At 60.0% G+C, this 18,578-nt stretch carries 19 protein-coding genes and 1 pseudogene; 14 read left to right on the forward strand and 6 right to left on the reverse strand.

Annotation, left to right across the window (positions count from 1 at the left end; genetic code table 11):
* Positions 1-239: 239 nt before the first annotated feature.
* Positions 240-908 (reverse strand): haloacid dehalogenase type II, encoded by a 669-nt coding sequence (locus HJB89_RS05595; protein WP_221139425.1) that lies wholly within the window; start codon positions 906-908, stop codon positions 240-242.
* Positions 909-1,303: 395 nt separating this feature from the next.
* On the opposite strand from HJB89_RS05595, the gene HJB89_RS05600 reads away from it, so the two are divergent.
* Positions 1,304-2,137 (forward strand): GNAT family N-acetyltransferase, encoded by an 834-nt coding sequence (locus HJB89_RS05600; protein WP_221131379.1) that lies wholly within the window; start codon positions 1,304-1,306, stop codon positions 2,135-2,137.
* Positions 2,138-2,150: 13 nt separating this feature from the next.
* The gene (locus HJB89_RS05605; RefSeq protein ID WP_221139427.1) at positions 2,151-3,527 is read left to right on the forward strand and encodes an aspartate aminotransferase family protein; all 1,377 of its coding nucleotides are present in this window, start codon (positions 2,151-2,153) and stop codon (positions 3,525-3,527) included.
* A 398-nt stretch (positions 3,528-3,925) separates the two neighbouring features.
* Here the strand turns inward: HJB89_RS05605 and HJB89_RS05610 are convergent, their stop codons facing one another.
* Both HJB89_RS05610 and HJB89_RS05615 read right to left on the reverse strand, forming a co-directional pair.
* Positions 3,926-4,402, reverse strand: a complete 477-nt coding sequence (locus tag HJB89_RS05610) for an Lrp/AsnC family transcriptional regulator (RefSeq protein ID WP_007634620.1) — start codon at positions 4,400-4,402, stop codon at positions 3,926-3,928.
* Between the two features lie 201 nt (positions 4,403-4,603).
* A complete protein-coding gene (locus HJB89_RS05615) occupies positions 4,604-5,677 on the reverse strand; it encodes a tartrate dehydrogenase (RefSeq protein WP_221139428.1) in 1,074 nt (357 codons plus the stop codon).
* A gap of 115 nt (positions 5,678-5,792) precedes the next feature.
* On the opposite strand from HJB89_RS05615, the gene HJB89_RS05620 reads away from it, so the two are divergent.
* Complete coding sequence (locus HJB89_RS05620; RefSeq protein WP_409201822.1) at positions 5,793-6,020, forward strand: LysR substrate-binding domain-containing protein; 228 nt, start codon at positions 5,793-5,795, stop codon at positions 6,018-6,020.
* A 66-nt stretch (positions 6,021-6,086) separates the two neighbouring features.
* Here the strand turns inward: HJB89_RS05620 and HJB89_RS05625 are convergent, their stop codons facing one another.
* Positions 6,087-7,082 (reverse strand): LacI family DNA-binding transcriptional regulator, encoded by a 996-nt coding sequence (locus HJB89_RS05625; RefSeq protein ID WP_207585173.1) that lies wholly within the window; start codon positions 7,080-7,082, stop codon positions 6,087-6,089.
* Positions 7,083-7,253: 171 nt separating this feature from the next.
* Here HJB89_RS05625 and HJB89_RS05630 point away from each other — a divergent pair, with 171 nt between their 5' ends.
* The 7 genes from HJB89_RS05630 to HJB89_RS05660 all read left to right on the forward strand — a co-directional run bounded on the left by HJB89_RS05630 (position 7,254) and on the right by HJB89_RS05660 (position 13,923).
* On the forward strand, positions 7,254-8,201 hold the full coding sequence (locus tag HJB89_RS05630) for a sugar ABC transporter substrate-binding protein (protein WP_221149152.1): 948 nt from the start codon (positions 7,254-7,256) through the stop codon (positions 8,199-8,201).
* A gap of 125 nt (positions 8,202-8,326) precedes the next feature.
* Positions 8,327-9,448 (forward strand): ABC transporter permease, encoded by a 1,122-nt coding sequence (locus HJB89_RS05635; protein WP_221114948.1) that lies wholly within the window; start codon positions 8,327-8,329, stop codon positions 9,446-9,448.
* Between the two features lie 2 nt (positions 9,449-9,450).
* The gene (locus HJB89_RS05640) at positions 9,451-10,245 is read left to right on the forward strand and encodes an ATP-binding cassette domain-containing protein (protein WP_207584926.1); all 795 of its coding nucleotides are present in this window, start codon (positions 9,451-9,453) and stop codon (positions 10,243-10,245) included.
* An 81-nt stretch (positions 10,246-10,326) separates the two neighbouring features.
* Positions 10,327-11,130: a TIM barrel protein gene (locus HJB89_RS05645; protein WP_207584925.1), complete on the forward strand. Its 804-nt coding sequence runs from the start codon at positions 10,327-10,329 to the stop codon at positions 11,128-11,130.
* 42 nt (positions 11,131-11,172) lie between these two features.
* The gene (gene iolG, locus HJB89_RS05650) at positions 11,173-12,165 is read left to right on the forward strand and encodes an inositol 2-dehydrogenase (protein ID WP_221131381.1); all 993 of its coding nucleotides are present in this window, start codon (positions 11,173-11,175) and stop codon (positions 12,163-12,165) included.
* A 139-nt stretch (positions 12,166-12,304) separates the two neighbouring features.
* Positions 12,305-12,589, forward strand: a complete 285-nt coding sequence (locus tag HJB89_RS05655; RefSeq protein WP_207584923.1) for a MurR/RpiR family transcriptional regulator — start codon at positions 12,305-12,307, stop codon at positions 12,587-12,589.
* 512 nt (positions 12,590-13,101) lie between these two features.
* Positions 13,102-13,923: an Ig-like domain-containing protein gene (locus HJB89_RS05660; protein ID WP_221114950.1), complete on the forward strand. Its 822-nt coding sequence runs from the start codon at positions 13,102-13,104 to the stop codon at positions 13,921-13,923.
* Here HJB89_RS05660 and HJB89_RS05665 read toward each other — a convergent pair.
* Together HJB89_RS05665 and HJB89_RS05670 are read right to left on the reverse strand one after the other, a co-directional pair.
* Positions 13,907-14,629 (reverse strand): annotated as a pseudogene (locus tag HJB89_RS05665) (hypothetical protein); the annotation flags it as partial. The gene HJB89_RS05660 and the pseudogene HJB89_RS05665 sit on opposite strands and share 17 nt — an antisense overlap.
* A gap of 53 nt (positions 14,630-14,682) precedes the next feature.
* Positions 14,683-15,219 (reverse strand): prepilin peptidase, encoded by a 537-nt coding sequence (locus HJB89_RS05670; RefSeq protein WP_221149170.1) that lies wholly within the window; start codon positions 15,217-15,219, stop codon positions 14,683-14,685.
* Between the two features lie 256 nt (positions 15,220-15,475).
* On the opposite strand from HJB89_RS05670, the gene HJB89_RS05675 reads away from it, so the two are divergent.
* From HJB89_RS05675 to HJB89_RS05690, 4 genes are all read left to right on the forward strand, one after another.
* Positions 15,476-15,673: a Flp family type IVb pilin gene (locus tag HJB89_RS05675; RefSeq protein ID WP_221149171.1), complete on the forward strand. Its 198-nt coding sequence runs from the start codon at positions 15,476-15,478 to the stop codon at positions 15,671-15,673.
* A gap of 98 nt (positions 15,674-15,771) precedes the next feature.
* Complete coding sequence (gene cpaB / locus HJB89_RS05680) at positions 15,772-16,689, forward strand: Flp pilus assembly protein CpaB (protein WP_221149172.1); 918 nt, start codon at positions 15,772-15,774, stop codon at positions 16,687-16,689.
* 54 nt (positions 16,690-16,743) lie between these two features.
* Entirely contained in the window at positions 16,744-18,231 is a 1,488-nt protein-coding gene (locus HJB89_RS05685; protein ID WP_221149174.1) for a type II and III secretion system protein family protein, read from the forward strand.
* Complete coding sequence (locus tag HJB89_RS05690) at positions 18,215-18,520, forward strand: hypothetical protein (protein WP_221149181.1); 306 nt, start codon at positions 18,215-18,217, stop codon at positions 18,518-18,520. Before HJB89_RS05685 ends, HJB89_RS05690 begins: the two co-directional genes overlap by 17 nt.
* Positions 18,521-18,578 lie beyond the last annotated feature (58 nt).

Here is an 18,578-nt window from a genome sequence, read left to right on the forward strand (position 1 = left end):
ATCATGAGGTGAGAACCAGCAGCAATGTGGCGCACGCGGGAGCGCCACATTTTTACTTCACGGCGGGCGAACGGATACGGATTAGGCACCGGCCGGGCGGTCGACAATCGACCTTGCCAGTACCGGCAACACGACTTCATGACGTTACCGCAACGAATTGCCTTGGCGGCCTGCGAGCCCGGCCGATACTTAAAAACAAGCGCGGGCGGAAAAGCCGCCCGCGCTTTCCTTCGTTGGCTTTAGAGACCGAAAACACCGGGGAGGCCGGAGATGTCGGCGATCTCGACGTAACCATAGAACGGGTTGGCGGGCTCGTGGCCGCGGTTCACCCACACCTTGTTCTTGATGCCGATATCGTTAGCCGACATATGATCGTAACGGAACGAGGAGGAGCAATGGACGACATCTTCGGGGGCGCAGCAGAGCATGTCGAACAGGTATTCAAAGGCCTGCAGGCGCGGCTTGTAGGCCTGCGCCTGTTCGGCCGTGTAGACCGCATGGAAGGGCGCACCGAGCTTTTCGACGTTCGACATGATCTGCGAATTCATCGCGTTCGACAGGATCACCAGCGGGATCTCCTTGGCAACCTTCGCAAGACCCGCCGGCACATCCGCATGCGGCCCCCAAGTCGGCACCCGCTCATAGACCGTGCGGGCATCTTCGTCGTTGAACTTGACGCCGTTGCGCTTGCAACTGCGCTCGATCGAATTGTGAACGACCTCGGCATAGGGTTTCCAGTCGCCCAGGACCTCGTCGAGGCGATAGGCGGCGAAATTCCGGATGAACTCGGCCATGCGGGGTTCATCGAGCTGGTCGCGGTAAAGGTCGTGTGCCGCTTCCGCCATCTGGAAGTTGGTCAGCGTACCGTAGCAGTCGAAGGTGATGTATTTCGGACGCGACAGGGTCATGGGCATATCCTTTGGAGAGTGGACCGGGGCATTTGAACCCATGATAGACGCGGCCCGCCCCTCGGCTCGCCTGAATGTGGCGGCTAACGAAGCAGATTATTTCGTATCGAAAGGTGGCTTTGGCAGATGGTTGCGGACCCCCGCCGGCTGGCGGGCGCGGAAGGGCGGCGGACGATTGACTACGTCACCCATGCTATATCCCACTGTTTTGACCGGCTCGTTGCGGCGAGTGCAGCGAATTTTGCGCGAGATCCGCCCCGTGGAGCCTACATGCCAGCATAAGATGCGGCGGGCGACAAAGGGAAAACGATAAGATACCGCTCAGAGCGTAGCCTTCAGACGATTAGCCAACCCGCACTCCTTCACACTTCCACCCAGGAAATGAAGGAAGTGTCATGCAGACAAGCCAGATCGATTTCGCCGCTTTCGGCACCGAACACCTGGGTGCCGCTCTCAACCTGTCGCGGCAGGCAGGCTGGCCCCATCGCCCTGAGGATTGGCAGATGGCGCTTGCCTTGAGCGAAGGCGTTGTGGCGATCGAGAACGACCGGGTGGTCGGCACCGTGCTCATGACCCCCTACAAGCAAGAGTGCGCCACGATCAACATGGTCATCGTCGATGAAGCCATGCGCGGCCGCGGGCTTGGCCGCAGGCTGATGGATGCCGCAATAGAGCTTGCCGGCAAACGCCCGCTCCGGCTTGTTGCGACCGCCGACGGCCTTCCGCTCTATGAGAAGCTCGGCTTCCGCCAGACCGGCCGCATTCTGCAGCACCAAGGCATCGCAGCAGAACTCGCCGCGCCGATGGCGACGTCAGCCGCCGCCATTGCCGATTCTCCCGCGATCACCGAACTCGATCGACAGGCCTTCGGCGCCGATCGCGCCGATCTGATCGCATATCTCGCCAAGGTCGGGGAATTTGCCGTCGTCCGCCGTAGCGGAGGCGTCACCGGTTTTGCGGTCATCCGCACCTTCGGCCGGGGCGAGGTCATCGGCCCCGTCGTTGCCGGGAACCTGGAGGACGCCAAAGCGCTCGTCGCTCATTTCATCGCCCGGCGGCCCGGCGTGTTTCTCAGGGTCGATACCACCGCCGCCGCCGGCCTGTCCGACTGGCTGGTCGAACAGGGCTTCGCCCATGTCGGTGGCGGCATCGCCATGATGAAGCCATCGATTCCAGACGCCGATTCCGTCGCCACCATCTTCGCCCTCGCCAACCAGGCGCTCGGCTGATCCGGAGAGTATGATGTACAGCAATTCCCTTGTCGAACTCGACCGCGCCCATCTCGTGCATCCGGTCGCCTCCTACCGCAATCATGAAAAGCTCGGCGTGCGTGTGCTCGCTTCCGCCAAAGGCGCGACGGTGACCGATGCTTCCGGCAAGCAGCTGGTCGACGGCTTTGCCGGCCTGTGGTGCGTCAATGCCGGTTACGGCCATGAATCGATCGTCGAGGCAGCAACGCGGCAGATGCGCGACCTGCCCTATGCGACAACCTATTTCGGTCTCGGCTCGGAACCGGCGATCCGGCTTGCCGCGGCATTGGCCGAACGGGCTCCAGGCGACCTCAACCATGTCTACTTCACCCTGGGCGGATCCGATGCCGTCGACAGCACGATCCGTTTCATCCGCTATTACTGGATCGCCCGCGGGCAGCCGCAGCGCGACCAGTTCATCTCCCTTGAGCAAGGTTATCACGGTTCTTCGACTGTCGGGGCAGGGCTGACGGCACTTCCACTGTTCCACGCCGGCTTCGGCATTCCCTTCGACTGGCAGCATAAAATTCCCTCCCACTACGCCTATCGCAACCCCGTCGGCCAGGACCCGCAGGCGATCATCAACTCCTCCCTCGCAGCCCTGCGTCGCAAGGTCGAAGAGATCGGTCCCGAACGCGTCGCCGCCTTTTATGCCGAACCCATCCAGGGTTCGGGCGGCGTGCTGGTGCCACCGAAGGGCTGGATGAAGGCGATGCGCGCGCTTTGCAGCGAGCTCGGCATCCTCTTTGTCGCCGACGAAGTGATCACCGCTTTCGGCCGCACCGGCCCACTCTTTGCATGCGAGGAGGACGAGATCGTTCCGGACTTCATCACCACGGCAAAGGGTCTGACCTCCGGCTATGTGCCGATGGGGGCGGTCTTCATGGCCGACCACGTCTACCAAACCATTGCGGATGGCGCTGGTGGCGCGGCCGTCGGTCACGGCTATACCTATTCGGCCCACCCCGTCAGCGCCGCCGTCGGCCTCGAAGTGCTGAACCTTTATGAAACCGGTCTCCTGGCGAACGGCCGGAAGGCCGGCGCAAGGCTGATGCAGGGGCTTGAAGGCCTCAAGGACCATCCGCTCGTCGGCGATGTGCGCGGCCGCGGCATGCTCGCCGCCATCGAACTGGTGATCGACAAGGAGAAGAAGACGCCGTTGCCGGCAGCCGCCGATCCGGCGCGCCGGATCTTCGACCGCGCCTGGGAAAACGGCCTGGTCATCCGTGCCTTTGGCAACGGCGTCCTCGGTTATGCGCCGCCGCTCTGTTGCACCGACGCCGACATCGACGCGATCATCGAGCGCACGCGCAAAACCTTGGACGACACCCTGGCTGACCCCGATGTACGCGCGGCCCTGAAAGGCTGAGCGGGCAGGCAGCCGTTTCCGTGATCCCTGCGATAAAACGAAACATATGGCAAAGGCCGATGCCATGTGAGCATCCGGCCCTTGTCACCCCCGCGGCCGCGCACCCTTGACGGGGTCGACCACCAAACTAGAGCCTTTCCTGGTCAGATTGAATCATTCTGTTGGCTCAAACGGAGTCGGATGCTCGACCGGCCGGCGCGCGTCGTAGCTCAGCTCTACGGCCAAGCCGGCCGGTCGAGCAGGCGGCCCGTTTCAGCCAACCCGAAGGGCCGGGCATCTTTCCGCCAGGATCAGAGGCGATCGGCTCGGACGTACCAAAGGATATGCCCGTCGCCAATCGCCTCTGCCCTGTCGAAAACCTGCTCCGGCAGAATGCTTCAAGCTGACCAGGAAAGGCTCTAGAGCGGAAATAGGCTCGTCAATGGCATGTGCGCCTTGACGATCGGCGATTTCAGAACGACGAAGCTGAAATACTTGTCGATGCCGATCTCCATGTCGGAGAGCCGCTCCATGATCGTCTGGTACTCGCCGATCCCGGCCGTCACGAATTTCAACAGATAATCGTAGCCGCCGGAGACCAGATGACATTCGATCACCTGGTCGATCTTCTCGACCGTCGTCAAAAACCGGGCGAAATCGATCTGCCGGTGGTTCTTCAGGGTGATCTCGGTGAAAACGGTCAACGTCTGTCCGAGCTTGGCGACATTGATCTGTGCGGAGTAGCCCTCGATATATCCTTCCGACTGCAGCTTCTTCACCCGCATCAGGCAGGGGCTCGGCGACAGGTTGACGAGCTCGGCGAGCTCGACATTGGTGACGCGGCCATTCTTCTGCAATTCATGCAGAATTTTTATATCGATCCGGTCGAGTTTCATCGCTCCACTCCGCCTGTCGAACCTGCTAACGCCGCAGCATATTGTGCCGCCACTTTCCCAACACTAACACATTGGAGGTTCGAGTCGATCGCGTTTCGGGGGCTCGGGGAGGGACGAACGGGATGTGGCTTGGCCTAAGACAGCATTTTATGCTGCCCCTGACCGGAGACGCAACGATGTGTGACACCCCGCGGCCGTGTTCTAGATATTGGAGGAATGGATCGCGTCGCAGACGGCCTCCGTGACCTCTTTGGTCGTGGCGGTGCCGCCGAGGTCGGGGGTGAGGATGCCCGCGCCGGTGACCGCTTCGACGGCGCGCATGAGACGAGCCGCGGCCTCCTGCTCGCCGAGATGGTCGAGCATCTGCGCGGCGGTCCAGAAGCTCGCGATAGGGTTGGCGATGCCCTTGCCGGTGATGTCGAAGGCCGAGCCATGGATCGGTTCGAACATCGAGGGAAAACGCCGCTGCGGATCGATATTCGCGGTGGGGGCGACACCGATACTGCCGGCCAGCGCACCGGCGAGGTCGGAGAGGATGTCGGCATGCAGGTTGGTCGCGACGATCGTGTCGAGGCTCTGCGGCTTCAGCGTCATCCGCACCGTCATGGCGTCGACCAGCATTTTGTCCCAGGTGACGTCAGGGAACTCTGCAGCCACCTCGGCGGCGATCTCGTCCCACATGACCATGCCGTGGCGCTGGGCATTCGATTTGGTCACGACCGTCAGCAACTTGCGCGGCCGCGCCTGCGCCAGTTTGAAGGCGTAGCGCATGATGCGGGTGACGCCGACGCGCGTGAAGATGGCGACCTCGGTCCCGACTTCCTCGGGCAGGCCGCGATGGGCGCGGCCGCCATGGCCGGAGTATTCGCCTTCGGAATTCTCGCGGACAATCACCCAATCAAGATCGCCCACACCGCAGTTGCGCAGCGGAGGGGTAATGCCCGGAAGGATCTTGGTCGGCCGGACATTGGCATATTGGTCGAAGCCCTGGCAGATCGGCAGTCTGAGCCCCCAGAGGGTGATGTGGTCGGGAACATCCAACGCGCCGACGGCACCGAAATAGATCGCGTCGAATTTCTTCAGCCGCTCAAGTCCGTCGGACGGCATCATCACGCCGTGCTTCTTGTAGTAGTCGGAACCCCAGTCGAAATTTTCGATGGCGAACCTCACGTCGCCGAGACGTTTTTCCAGACTTGCAAGCACCGTGCACCCGGCAGCAATGACCTCAGGTCCGATCCCGTCGGCGGGGATGGCTGCGATTGAGTATTCACGCATCGATTTTCTCCCGTAACATCTTCCGCAGGTCTTATCCGCTGAGGCCTGCGCGCTCCTGTTTGCGGCAGCCGGCCTGCACCGTGATATCACCCAGGTCGCCGATGAAAAGCAAACCATCGTCAGCATGGTTGCGGGCGGCCTCGGTCTCGCCGTCGTCCCACGATGGACATCCTCTCTTGCCTCTGCCGGGGTTCGCTTTTTGCCGGTGCAAGAGGAAGCCGGGCGACCGACGCCGAAACTGCCGCTGGCGGTGGCATGGATGAAGGCAGCCGGTGATCCGGAGAGTGATGCTCTGCTCGATCTCCTGAGGCGCAACCGCGAAAGATATTCGGCATCGGCCTGAGCATGTTCATTCGCGATCGCGCCATCGCCGACTGCCGTTAAAAAGGCTCGCGGGCTAGCGGGCAATTCACGCCGATGATCTCGGCACAAGACGCCCAGGCAGAATAATCGTTTCGGCTTCGCGCTTGCCCGTGATCATTGCGACCATGGTGTCAATCATCTCATCGGCAGGCTGCTCGTAAGACGTCAGTTGATAAGCGGGAGCGGCGCTGAGCTCGATATTGTCGAAGCCGACGATCGCCAGGTCATGTGGAACGCGAAGCGCGAATTCGCTGCGGACCACATCCATTGCTCCGAGCGCCAGAATGTCGTTCTCGCACATCAGCACATCGATGCGCGAGGAGGGGGAGGTGGCGTTCAGATAGGCGCGCGCCACCTTAGCCCCGGCCTCGGCGCTGTAGCGCTCTGCAGTCAGCTCGACGACGCCTTCGACGCCCTTCCGCTGCCAGAATTTCAAATAGTGATGTCGTCGGCCGAGCGCGGTCGACAGGGTCTGTCCTCCCGTCATGAAGCCCGGACGGCGATACCCCCTCTCGAACAGGTAATTCACAATTTCGCCGAGAGCGAGTTCGGCATTGCAGGCGACGGCGGGAACGCCGGGGATTTGGCTATCGCGCGCAAGGACGAACATCGGCGGAAAACCGGGGCCAAGCCGTTGACTACCCAGCGTTTCCTCACGAAAGGCGGTTCCGAACAGAATGACGGCGTCGAACTGGCGCTGATCGGCGTTGATCAACGCATGAATGTGATCGAAATGGCGATTGATATTGATCAGGACGGTCAGCAGACCCTCCGCCTGCAAACGCTCGGTCAGCATCTCCAGAACGGGGAGCTTATGTGGGTTGGCGAAGTCGTCGACGAAGACGGCGACCTGATGCGTGATGTTCGTCGCAAGGCTGCGGGCAAGCAGGTTGGGTGAGTAATTCAGAGCCTCTGCCGCCCGAAGCACTTTCTGTCGGCTGGCATCTGTAATCGACGCACCGGAAGTGAAGGCGCGGATGACCGTCCATTTCGATACGCCAGCGGCTTCCGCCACCTCTTTTGCTGTCGCCCGCTTGCGCATTTGCCGCCTCCTTGATTGGAATGAATATTCCACAAAAAAATAAAAATGGAATGGATGCTTGATTTTTGTCGAGGATAAAGTAATTTTGCTCCGCTTGCTACCGGGTGCAAATGGAGTTGCAACCGGTAGCATTGGGAAGATCCACCCGGTGGATCGTTTTGGGAGGGTAAAATGAAATTTGGTCTGAAATCACTTTTCGCAGGCGCCGCCTTTGCGGCCGCGATCATCGGGTCTTCGGCACTTGCCACTGCCGCCGACATTCGCATCGTTGCCGTCACTCACGGTCAGGCCAACGACCCATTCTGGTCCGTCGTCAAGAACGGCGTGAGCGCGGCGGCCAAGGACATGGGTGCCAGTGTCGAATATCGTGCTCCGGAAACTTTCGACATGGTGTCGATGGCGCAGCTTATCGATGCTGCCGTCAATCAGAAACCCGATGGGCTGATCGTCTCCATTCCAGACGCCTCGGCGCTCGGTCCTTCCATTAAGAAAGCCGTCGCTGCCGGGATCCCGGTCATCTCAATCAATTCCGGCTCCGATGTTTCGAGAGAGTTGGGAGCGCTTCTGCATGTCGGTCAGGACGAATATACCGCCGGCAAAGCCGCCGGCGCAAAGCTCCACGATCTCGGCGGCAAGGAAGGCCTGTGCGTGAACCAGGAAGTCGGCAATGTTTCGCTCGATCTGCGTTGCAAGGGCTTTGCCGATGGTTTCGGCGGCAAAGTCACGGTGCTTCCTGTCAGCAACGATCCGGCCGATGTTCGGGCGAAGGTCAAGGCAGCGCTGAGTTCCAACTCGACCGTCGATACCGTTATGGCGCTCGGCGCCAGCACAGCTGGTGAGCCGGCCTTGGCAGCCGTCGAAGATGTCGGCATGACCGGCAAGATCAAGGTGGCAACCTTCGACCTTTCGGCTGATTTTCTGAAGGCGGTGGCAGACGGCAAGGCCGCTTTCGCGATCGATCAGCAGCAATTCCTTCAGGGTTATATGCCTGTCGTGTTTCTGGCCAATTACGCCAAATACGGGCTCATCCCAGGTGGCAACGTCCCCTCCGGTCCGAACCTGATCACCAAAGAAAAGGCCGCTCAGGTAGTCGATCTTTCCGCTAAGGGGATCCGCTGACCGAGATTGCCGAAAGGCATCCTCCCCGAAGTTCCTCCCCGTTATCGGGGAGGGGCTTTGGTTTGATGGAACGCGCTGCGAGGCAGCGCAGATGAAGCGCTAAATTACATTCACAGGGAGGAATCATGGCTTCGCTTGAGCAGAAAGCGGCGGTCGCGCCGAAAGCCGATGAGCGTATCAAGCAGGTGGGCTTTCTGACGCAACTGATGCGTCGGCCCGAGCTTGGAGCCGTGGCCGGCCTGGTGCTCGTCATCGTATTTTTCTTTCTCACCGCAGACCCCACAATGTTTTCGCTTTCGGGCGTAATGACGATCATGGCGCCGGCTTCCCAATTGGGGATCCTCGCCATCGCGGCCGCACTTCTAATGATCGGCGGCGAGTTCGATCTCTCGATCGGTTCTATGGTCGCGTTCGCTGGACTGGTCTTTGGTGTCATCCTGACCAACTTCGGTCAGCCATTGTCGGTCGCCATCGTGATGACGATGCTTTTCGCCGCCTTCATGGGCGCGATCAACGGACAGATCGTGATCCATACGCGTCTGCCATCCTTTATCGTGACGCTGGCGTTCCTCTTTATTCTCCGCGGTCTGACGCTCGTCGGCCTGAAATGGGCGACCGGTGGCTCGACACAGCTCCGCGGCATCAGCGACCATGTCAAAGACAGCCCGCTGCTTGGAATTTTCTCCGGCGAAGCCCTGAAGGGCGCCTTCCTATGGCTCGCGGATCATGATCTGATCGACAAGTTCCCCAATGGCGTGCCGAAGGTCACGGGCGTTCCGGTTTCCGTCTTGTGGTTTGCAGCCCTTGCCCTGCTGGCGACCTGGGTCTTATTGCGTACGCGCACCGGCAACTGGGTCTTTGCGGCCGGCGGCGATCCCAATGCGGCGAGGAACTCGGGTGTCCCGGTCCACAGGGTTAAAACCGGCCTCTTTGCGCTGACGGCATGTGCGGCGGCACTCGTTGCGATCATCACCGTACTCGATGCTGGTTCCACCGACGCCAGGCGCGGATTTCAGAAGGAATTCGAAGCCATCATCGCCGCCGTTATCGGCGGGTGTTTGCTCACCGGCGGCTACGGCTCGGCGATCGGCGCCTTCTTCGGTGCGATTATCTTCGGCTCGGTTTCGATCGGTCTGACCTATACCAAGTTCGACTCCGACTGGTTTCAGGTGTTCCTGGGCTCAATGCTGTTGCTGGCCGTGCTCTTCAACAATTTCATTCGCCGCAAGGTTACTGGGGAGCGCTGATCATGGTTGACGTCAACATCCGAACTCCGGTCATCGAAGTGGCCGATATCGTCAAGCACTACGGTTCGGTGATCGCATTGAACGGCGTGTCAATGCAGGTCTCAGCCGGGGAGGTGCTTTGTCTTCTGGGAGACAATGGCGCGGGCAAATCCACGCTGATCAAGACGCTATCCGGCGTTGTCCGCCCGAGTGGCGGCGAGTTCCGGGTGGAGGGAAAGCCGGTCGATTTCAGAAGCCCCAGGGATGCACTCGATGCCGGGATCGCGACCGTCTACCAGGATCTTGCGATGATCCCCCTGATGTCGATCACCCGCAATTTCTTCATGGGGCGGGAACCTCGTAGAGGCGTCTTCCCATTCCGCCACATCGACTTCGATCACTGCAATGATGTCACGCGCGAGGAAATGCGCAAGATCGGCATCGATATCCGCGATCCCAACCAGGCCGTCGGCACGCTTTCCGGCGGTGAACGCCAGTGCGTGGCCATCGCACGAGCCGTCTATTTCGGCGCCAAGATCCTCATCCTGGACGAACCGACCTCGGCGCTCGGTGTGGCTCAGACCTCAATGGTGTTGAAATACATCCATCAGGTCCGGCAGAAAGGATTGGGCGTTATCTTCATTACCCACAATGTCCGCCACGCCTATGCGGTGGCCGACCGTTTCACCATCCTCAACCGCGGTCAAACGCTTGGCACATACGCAAAGGCGGACATCGCCATGGACGAACTCCAGAACCTGATGGCCGGTGGCAAGGAGCTGCAGCAGTTGTCCGAGGAACTCGGCGGTACGATCTAGACCGCGGTCACACCACAAGCGGTTCGACCGTTGCAAAAAAGCAATCGCCTCTCATTCACGCAATAACGATGGAACACGATCATGAACGATCGATCACGAGATGACTTGCCAACGTTTACACTCGCCGCCTGCGCGGAAATGCTCTGGCGCGACAAGGCGATCGAGTGGCGGGCCTCCCGCCTTAAGGAAATGGGCTTTGGCGTTGGTCTATGGAATTGGCCGGATCACGATCTGAGCAAGTTGGAAGCAACCGGCGCGACTTTCACAATTATGAACGGCTATCTCTCCGGCCGTCTGACCGACGACGAAGGTGCCGCCGAACTTCTCAAGACGGCACGCGAAACGGCGCAGATCGGTAAGCGGCTCGGCGTGCAAAGGCTCAATCTGCACGGCACAGGCCTGGGAGATGGAGGCCTGCCGGTCCAGCCGGTCGAAGTCGTGACCGGCGCCATGTGGTTGAAGGCGCGCGACACCCTCTGCCGTGTCGTCGACATGGCCGAAGAAGAAGGCGTCACCTTCACGCTCGAGAACCTCAACCTGCCGGTCGATCATCCGGGCGTGCCATTCGGGCGCGCCGAAGACACGCTGGCGCTTGTCTCGAGCGTCAATCATCCGCGGCTCCGCCTTAATCTCGATCTCTACCATGCCCAGATTGGCGAGGGAAACCTGATCGAGCTTTGCCGCAAATGCCTGCCTTGGATCGGCGAAATCCAGGTGGCCGATGTGCCCGGCCGCTGCGAGCCAGGGACTGGCGAGGTCAATTATAAGATGATCGCACGCACGCTCAAGGACATGGGCTATCGCGGCGCCATCGGCATGGAGGCCTGGGCGTCCGGCGACGATGAGGCGGCGCTCGACCGCTTCCGCGATGCCTTCACGGTTTGAACGATCCGACAGTTAACGCTTACAGATAACGGAGAAATATCGATGATCAGGTTTGGAGTGATCGGCGCCGGCCGGATAGGCAAGGTCCATGCCGCCACCATCGCGGCGAACCCGAAGGCAAAGCTCGTTTATGTGGCCGATGCTTTCAGGGCCACGGCAGAGGCGCTTGCTGCCCAGACGGGCGCCGAGGTCGCTGACGCGGAGGATATCATCAAGTCTCCAGCGGTGGATGCGATCCTCATAGCAACGCCGACGCCCAGTCATGCCGATCTCATCGAGGCGGCCTCGAAGGCCGGCAAGGCGATCCTCTGCGAAAAGCCGGTATCCTTGTCGGTCGAACGCATCAATGCCTGCCTCGACCTTGTCGAGAAGAACAATTCCACGCTGATGATCGGCTTCAATCGCCGCTTCGATCCCAATTTTGCCAGTGTGGAGGCGCGGCTGCGTCGCGGCGATGTCGGCGACATCGAAATCGTCACCATCACCAGCCGTGATCCCGCCCCGCCGCCAGCCGAATACGTCAAATCCTCCGGCGGCTTGTTCCGCGACATGATGATCCACGACTTCGATATGGCCCGCTTCCTCATGGGCGAGGAATTCGTCGTGGTAAACGCGCTTGGATCGTCTCTCGTCGACAAGGCGATCGGGGCCGAAGGTGATGTGGATACTGCCGCCGTGCAGATGCAGACGGCGTCGGGTCGTATCGCTGTCATCACCAATTCGCGCCGGGCAACCTATGGCTACGATCAACGCATCGAAGTCCATGGCGCTGCCGGCATGCTTGCGGCGCGGAATATCCAGGCAACCAGTGTGGAGCTTTCCAACGCAAGCGGTGTCAGCGGCGATCCCGTCCAATATTTCTTCCTTGAGCGCTACGCGCAGGCCTACGCCAACGAGATCAATGCCTTCATCGACGCAATCGACAATGGCCATCGGTCGCCGCGGCCGAGCGGGTTTGACGGATTGCAAGCTCAGAAACTCGCGGAAGCCGCAACCAAAAGCTGGCAGACCGGCAAACCGGTGACGGTCGATTGATGGAAGGGAACGGGTGCGAACCAATAGTGCTTCACGCGTTATCGGTTCGCACCCGACGCACCGGCTAACCTTTGCAGATCGTCGGATGCTACGCATGACCGGCAGATCCTAGATAGCGACCTTCAGGAGGCAGAAGCCAATGAAGCAGGCTAACGTTGGTCCTCCTCAGACATTGGAGGAGTTGAAATCGCTGATCGCGAGGCGTCAGATTGTCTTTCCCGATCGACTTGAGCAGGTTGCCAGACAAATCATTGAACGACCGGAGATGGTCGCTTTCGAAAGCGCGGCAGCGATCGCGCGCAGTTGCAAGGTATCTCAGACAACCGTTTTGCGCTTGGCTCAGCACTGTGGACTGCAGACATTCGCCGAATTGCGGTCGATGATGAGAAATCATGTTCGGAAGGCTGCCATCACTCACAGGTGACTCGGAGATCGAAAACTTGCGCGACTATCCCGGGCTGGGTTGATCAATAGAAGCCGCCAATCGCCGTTCGTTGCGGAGTTGAGAGCGATCGGCATGCAGAACGGCAACTTTAAAAGAGTGGGACGTTGAGATGGATGACAATGGTATACCATTGTAATCAAACGGCATATTGTTGTTCCATAATACAGATTACGCCACTTTCTTTGTAGGAAGGTGGGTTCGAGTTTAAAGTGCGACAGTTGGGCCAGCTAGAGATGCGACAGTCTCGCCTCTCGACGTGCTGGTCAATTGGCGGTGTCGCGCCGCTAATCGGCTTTGACAAAGGTTCCCTCCCTCCGGTTGCGCGTCCCTTCTTAATCGCTGCAAGTTTGCAGTCGCAGCGACGGTCCGCGCACCAATTCCCTTGCAGCGTGTAGTTTGTTGCTTGACTCAAAGTGGAGTAGAAAGTTTATTTGGGGCGTTCGGGTCGCTGCCCGACATCCTTTCCACGCTCATCTTCAGGGAGGCGAGCCATGGCAAATCACAAACCAACCGTGCCCAGCGTGTCCATCCACGACTACTCCCCAACGGAAGCCGTCGAAGGCAACCTGCTCGAAAGCGCTTCGGACGCAGATGGCGATCTGCTTCAAGTTCAGTTCGTCAACGGCATGAGAATCCCCAGCAAAGCCGGTGAGCCGGGATATCTTACGGTAGCGGGCGAGCACGGAACGCTGACGATTTGGAGCAACGGCAGCTACGCTTACAACGTCAACGACCCGGCAAGCCTCGAGCCTGGTGGCGTATTTTCGGAGAATTTTTCATTCAAGACCTCCGATGGAAAAGGCGGTACTGACGTCAGCAACCTCCACATCGCCGTCAACGTCCCGCCGCAGGGGATGTATTCTATCGATTTTGAAAACGCCCCCAGGGAATATCCCGGGCAGTCCGATATCGCCTCGGGCTATGCAGGCTTCAAGTTTGGCGACAAACTTGACGGCAATCTCTGGGCGGTCGCCGAAGCGAACGGCAACGAGTACGTCGTCAGCAATCCCTACAATCCCTTTTTCAATCACGCTGACGGCAAGCTCTTCACGATAGAGGGCGTCGACGTCGCGACCAATTTCGACCCTGGTTACGAAGGGGTCGACGCCCTTGTAACCTTTGAGGGCTATATCGGTGGCAACAAGGTGAGCGAGATGGCCGTTACGGTTTATGGAGACACGATTGCCGACGGCCAGCATATCTCATTGGAAGCCCTCGGAGCAGTCGACTTCGTCCGCTTTGATATTCATCCTGACGTAGAGCCTACAGGCTTTCCGCAGCTCGCGTTTGACAACTTCACAGTTCTGGTCTGACCATGAACAGAGAGGCGGCTTCGCGCGATCCGCACCAACAGGCGTTCGCTTGGCAATAACCACTCATCATCGCCTGCTCCTCGTCAAATATGCAAAGCGCTTCCAAAGCTTTCAGCGCCGCCTCCATGACTGCTTCACTGCGGGTCGGATGGGCGTGGATGGTGCCGGCAATATCTTCCAGGCGCGCACCCATTTCGATCGCCAGCGCAAAGGCCGCCGAGAGTTCGGAGACCCCTGCTCCCACCGCCTGCAGGCCGAGAACGAGATTGGTGTCGGCGCGGGCGACGACGCGCACGAAGCCCTCCTCCGACAGCATGGTCATCGCCCGNTCCAAAGCTTTCAGCGCCGCCTCCATGACTGCTTCACTGCGGGTCGGATGGGCGTGGATGGTGCCGGCAATATCTTCCAGGCGCGCACCCATTTCGATCGCCAGCGCAAAGGCCGCCGAGAGTTCGGAGACCCCTGCTCCCACCGCCTGCAGGCCGAGAACGAGATTGGTGTCGGCGCGGGCGACGACGCGCACGAAGCCCTCCTCCGACAGCATGGTCATCGCCCGTCCGTTGGCGCTGAACGGAAACTGGCCGGTGCGGATTTCATAGCCCTGCGCCTGCGCCTCCGCCGGCGAGAGGCCGGCGCTGACAATCTCCGGATCGGTAAAGCAGATGGCGGGAACGCATCGCTTGTCCCAGGCACGCTTCTTGCCGGCGATGTGATCCCGGCCACCATCTCCGCTTGCGAGGAAGCTATGTCGATGCCAGGTCACCGCAGCTGCAGTTGCTCTCGGATGGGCGGCAATGCCAGGGTGAGGAGCACGGCGAAAACCATGATGACGCCGTAAGGTATCTTCCGGCTCGCCCGGATTTCCTCGACGCGCATGAAAAAGGCGAGATGTGCGACGCGCAGCGGCACCGGCAGCCGCAGGACCAGGAGCGTCACGATGCCGAGGACGAGGAGGAAAAACGAAAACGGCAGCATTCCGTGCCATCCGACAAAAAGGCCGATCGGCAGGAAAAGCTTGGCGTCTCCTGCGCCGAACATCCGGACCGCCCAGAGCACCACCCCCAGCATAAACATCAGCAGACCGGCCCCGAGATCGCCCCCTATTCCGCTCGAAGCAAACAACGCAGCGCCGACATCCTGTGAGCCAAGTATCACGGCCACCGTGCGCAATGCATAAAGTGCAACGAGCGCGAGCACGATCGCGTTGGGGATCTTCCATGTGCGGAAATCGGTCCAGGCGGCGTAGAGAAAAAGAAATACCGAAAGCGAGCTAGTGACATCGATCATTTGCGGCATGGTATTCAACCTTTTGGGCTATTATGGCCTGATTTTCAAGTTGTGATACAGTAAATCCAGACGGTTGAGTCAGTTTTTCGAATAGACACCGGGACTTTGGTCTTAACCATAAAGTATAGATGTCGAGAGCCAGCGTATAAATCGATTGACTAAATTAGAGTTAAGAGATTATTAATAATCCCAGTCGAAGAGGCGGTCTCGACGACAAGGCGGCCGGGGGGAATACGGCGCACAACTTATCCGGAGGAAATTCTCGATGAAAGCTTTTGTAAATAGCGTACGCGCTTTCGCGCGGGAAGAAGATGGCGTCGCACTCACCGAATACCTTATTCTGCTTGCCTTGCTGGTTGGCGGCGTGATCACGGCGGTGACATTGGCCGGCACCAATCTGGCTACCGTTTGGAACGGCTGGGCAGGGTGGTTTACGAACAATCTGACCGCTCCAGCAGCCTGATATTGGCGTTCGAGGAAGCGAGGGGTTTTGTTAACCCCTCTCTTCTAAATTAGAAGCAATGAATGGATGCGCTCCATCCAGTGTAACGAGTAATCGAGATGCGTTCTTCAACGATTTTAAGCCTCGTTATTGCGTTCGTGCTCGCGGCAGCAGCAGTTTTCGGCATGCGCGAGTATCTCTCCGATCAGAAGGCCCGGCTGCTGGCGATGAACGGCGTGAGGCCCGAGGAAAGGACACTCGTTGTCGCCGCCAAGGCAATGCGCTTCGGCGACCGAATCCGGTCCGAAAATCTCAGGGCCATTCCATGGCCCTCCAATGAAACACCCACAGGCTCGTTCGTCGGCATAGAAGCGGTCGTCGGCAGCGATGCCCAGCCGCGTTATGCCATGGCGGCGATCGACCCTGGCGAGCCGGTGCTATCCTCGAAAATCACTGGTACCGGCGAACGCGCCACGCTGTCGGCGGCGCTCGACCAGGGCATGAAGGCGGTTTCCATCCGCGTCAACGACGTGCTCGGCGTTGCCGGCTTCGTCAGGCCTTCCGATCGCGTCGACGTGCTTCTGACGCGGGTCGTGCGCGGGCCGGCAGGCAACGATCAGACCTTCGTCGACGTGCTGCTGCAAGGCGTCAAGGTGCTTGCGGTGGACCAGACGGCAGACGAGCGAAAGGACGAGCCATCCGTCGTGAAAACCGTGACCTTTGAGGTCACGACCGATGAGGCGCAGCGCCTTACCCTCGGCTCCAGTATCGGCACGCTCTCGCTGGCGCTTCGCAATATTGCCTCCTCCTCTATCGAGCAGACCCGGCCGATCACCGTCGCCGACCTGGGTGGCGGGGCGATGGCGACGGAGCTAGGCAACGATCTGGAAAAGAATAAGTTGCCAGAACCCGAAAAACAAGTGCAGATTGTGGAACAAAAGGTCGAGCCGGTGTTGTCGGTCGAGCCGAAGTGGGTGACAGTGGGTGTCTGGAACACGACGAAGCGCGAGGAGCACCGAGTCGGCCTGATCCAGTGATATTTATGCGGCATGCCGCAGGTGCGGCGAGCCGAATGGGGGGCTAAAGCAGGCATGGCGAACGGCAAGAGAAGAATCGCAAGGACCAGAAGCCTTGCGCCACTGGCGGCAGTGTTTTCGGCCTGTGTGTGTTTAGGGCCGGGATTTGCGGGCTCCGCCAACGCACAGGAAAAGTTGGTCACGCTCGGCAAATCGGTCCAGCATGTGAGATTGCCTCCGAACGAGACCCTGACGCTTAATACCGGCCAGCCCTTCGGCGATCTCGTCATCGGCAGCGCCGACATGATCGACGTAGTGCCGCTTTCCGACAAGTCGCTGTTCATCCGCGGCAAGAAGATCGGCGCCACCAATATCTCGGTCTATGGCGACGACAAGTCGCTTCTCGGCGTCATCGACATCCGCGTTGCCAGCGATTTCAGCGAAGTCGCCGCCGCCATTCGCTCTGCCGCGCCCTCGGCCCGGGTTATCGTGGCCAACTCCAACGATCGCATTCGCCTGACAGGCATGGTCCGTGACGGCGTCGAATTGCAGCGGGTGATCGAAATCGCCCAGTCCTATTCCGACCAACCGGTGCTGAACCAGTTGCGCGTCAGCGACAGCCAGCAGGTGATGCTGGAGGTCCGTGTCATCGAAGCCTCCCGACAGACGGGTCGTGACCTCGGGATCGGTTGGTCCGGGCGCGGCAACAACGGCATCGGCAAGGCAACGACCAGCCAGGGTATCGGCGTGGATGATAACGGCAGCCTCGTCCGTACCCTCGTTGATCCCAAGGGTGCGGCAACGGGTATGCTGCCCTTCGGCCAGTTGATCGCCAAGGTGCTGGAAATCTCGGGCGGCCGCATCGACGTGGTCATCAACGCGCTCGAGCAGAAGGGATTGGTGCGTCGCCTGGCTCAGCCGAACCTCATCGCCATGAGCGGCTCGACTGCCAGCTTCCATGCCGGCGGTGAAGTGCCGATCCTGAAGACGACGAACAACGGCACGACAGTCGCCACCGAGACGGACTATCGCCCCTTCGGTGTGCGGCTGACCTTCAAACCGGTGGTGCTTGACGACGGCGTCATCAATTTGGAGATCGAGCCCGAGGTTTCCGAGCTTGATCCATCGATCAACGTCAACGGCAATCCAGGTTTCATCTCGCGCGCTGCCAGCACCACGGTAGCGCTGCGCGACGGCCAGAGCTTTGCCATGGCCGGCCTGCTGCAGTCGATCAATGCCAAAGATATCCAGCAATTGCCGGGCCTCGGGCAGATCCCGATCCTCGGCGCGCTGTTCCGTTCGACGAGTTTCCAGAAGAAGGAATCCGACCTCGTCATCGTCGTCACCCCGCACATCGTGCGACCGGCCCGCCCGGGTGAGGACCTCTACAGTCCGCTCGATCAGACGCGTTCGTCCAACGACGCCGAGCTTTTCGCGCTCGGTGTCCTGGAAGTCGACAAGGACATGCTCCGACGCTTTCGCAATGGCGTAGGTGTGACTGGGCCCTATGGCCATCGTCTCGACCTGAACCAGGGAGTCCAAGTCGTTGCTACAAAACGCTAAGCGCGTCCTTCTCGTCCTCGCAGCCGCCGGCCTCGCTTCCGGCTGCGCCGATTATATGAACCATCGCGATACGATCACATTCGGGGCGGGCAACGCCATGGAAGCAAATAAGGCCATCCATACCGAGGATCCGTTCCCGCCGGAAGCCCAGCGAACCCGTATCGCGAGCGACGGCAAGGTGATCCGCAGGGCGGTCACTGAGTATCAGAACGGCGGGGTGGTGGTTGTTGAGCCATCGCCGGCCATGGGGGCCAATGGGGCGTCCACTGGGGCCACAGCTAGCCAGTAGCTGTTCGAAAGGCATGAACGGCGCAGCGCGCCGGAAGGGAAAATGCATCACACAGGGT

The sequence above is a fragment of the Rhizobium sp. NZLR8 genome (assembly GCF_019685025.1).
In the GTDB taxonomy this organism is placed as follows: domain Bacteria; phylum Pseudomonadota; class Alphaproteobacteria; order Rhizobiales; family Rhizobiaceae; genus Rhizobium.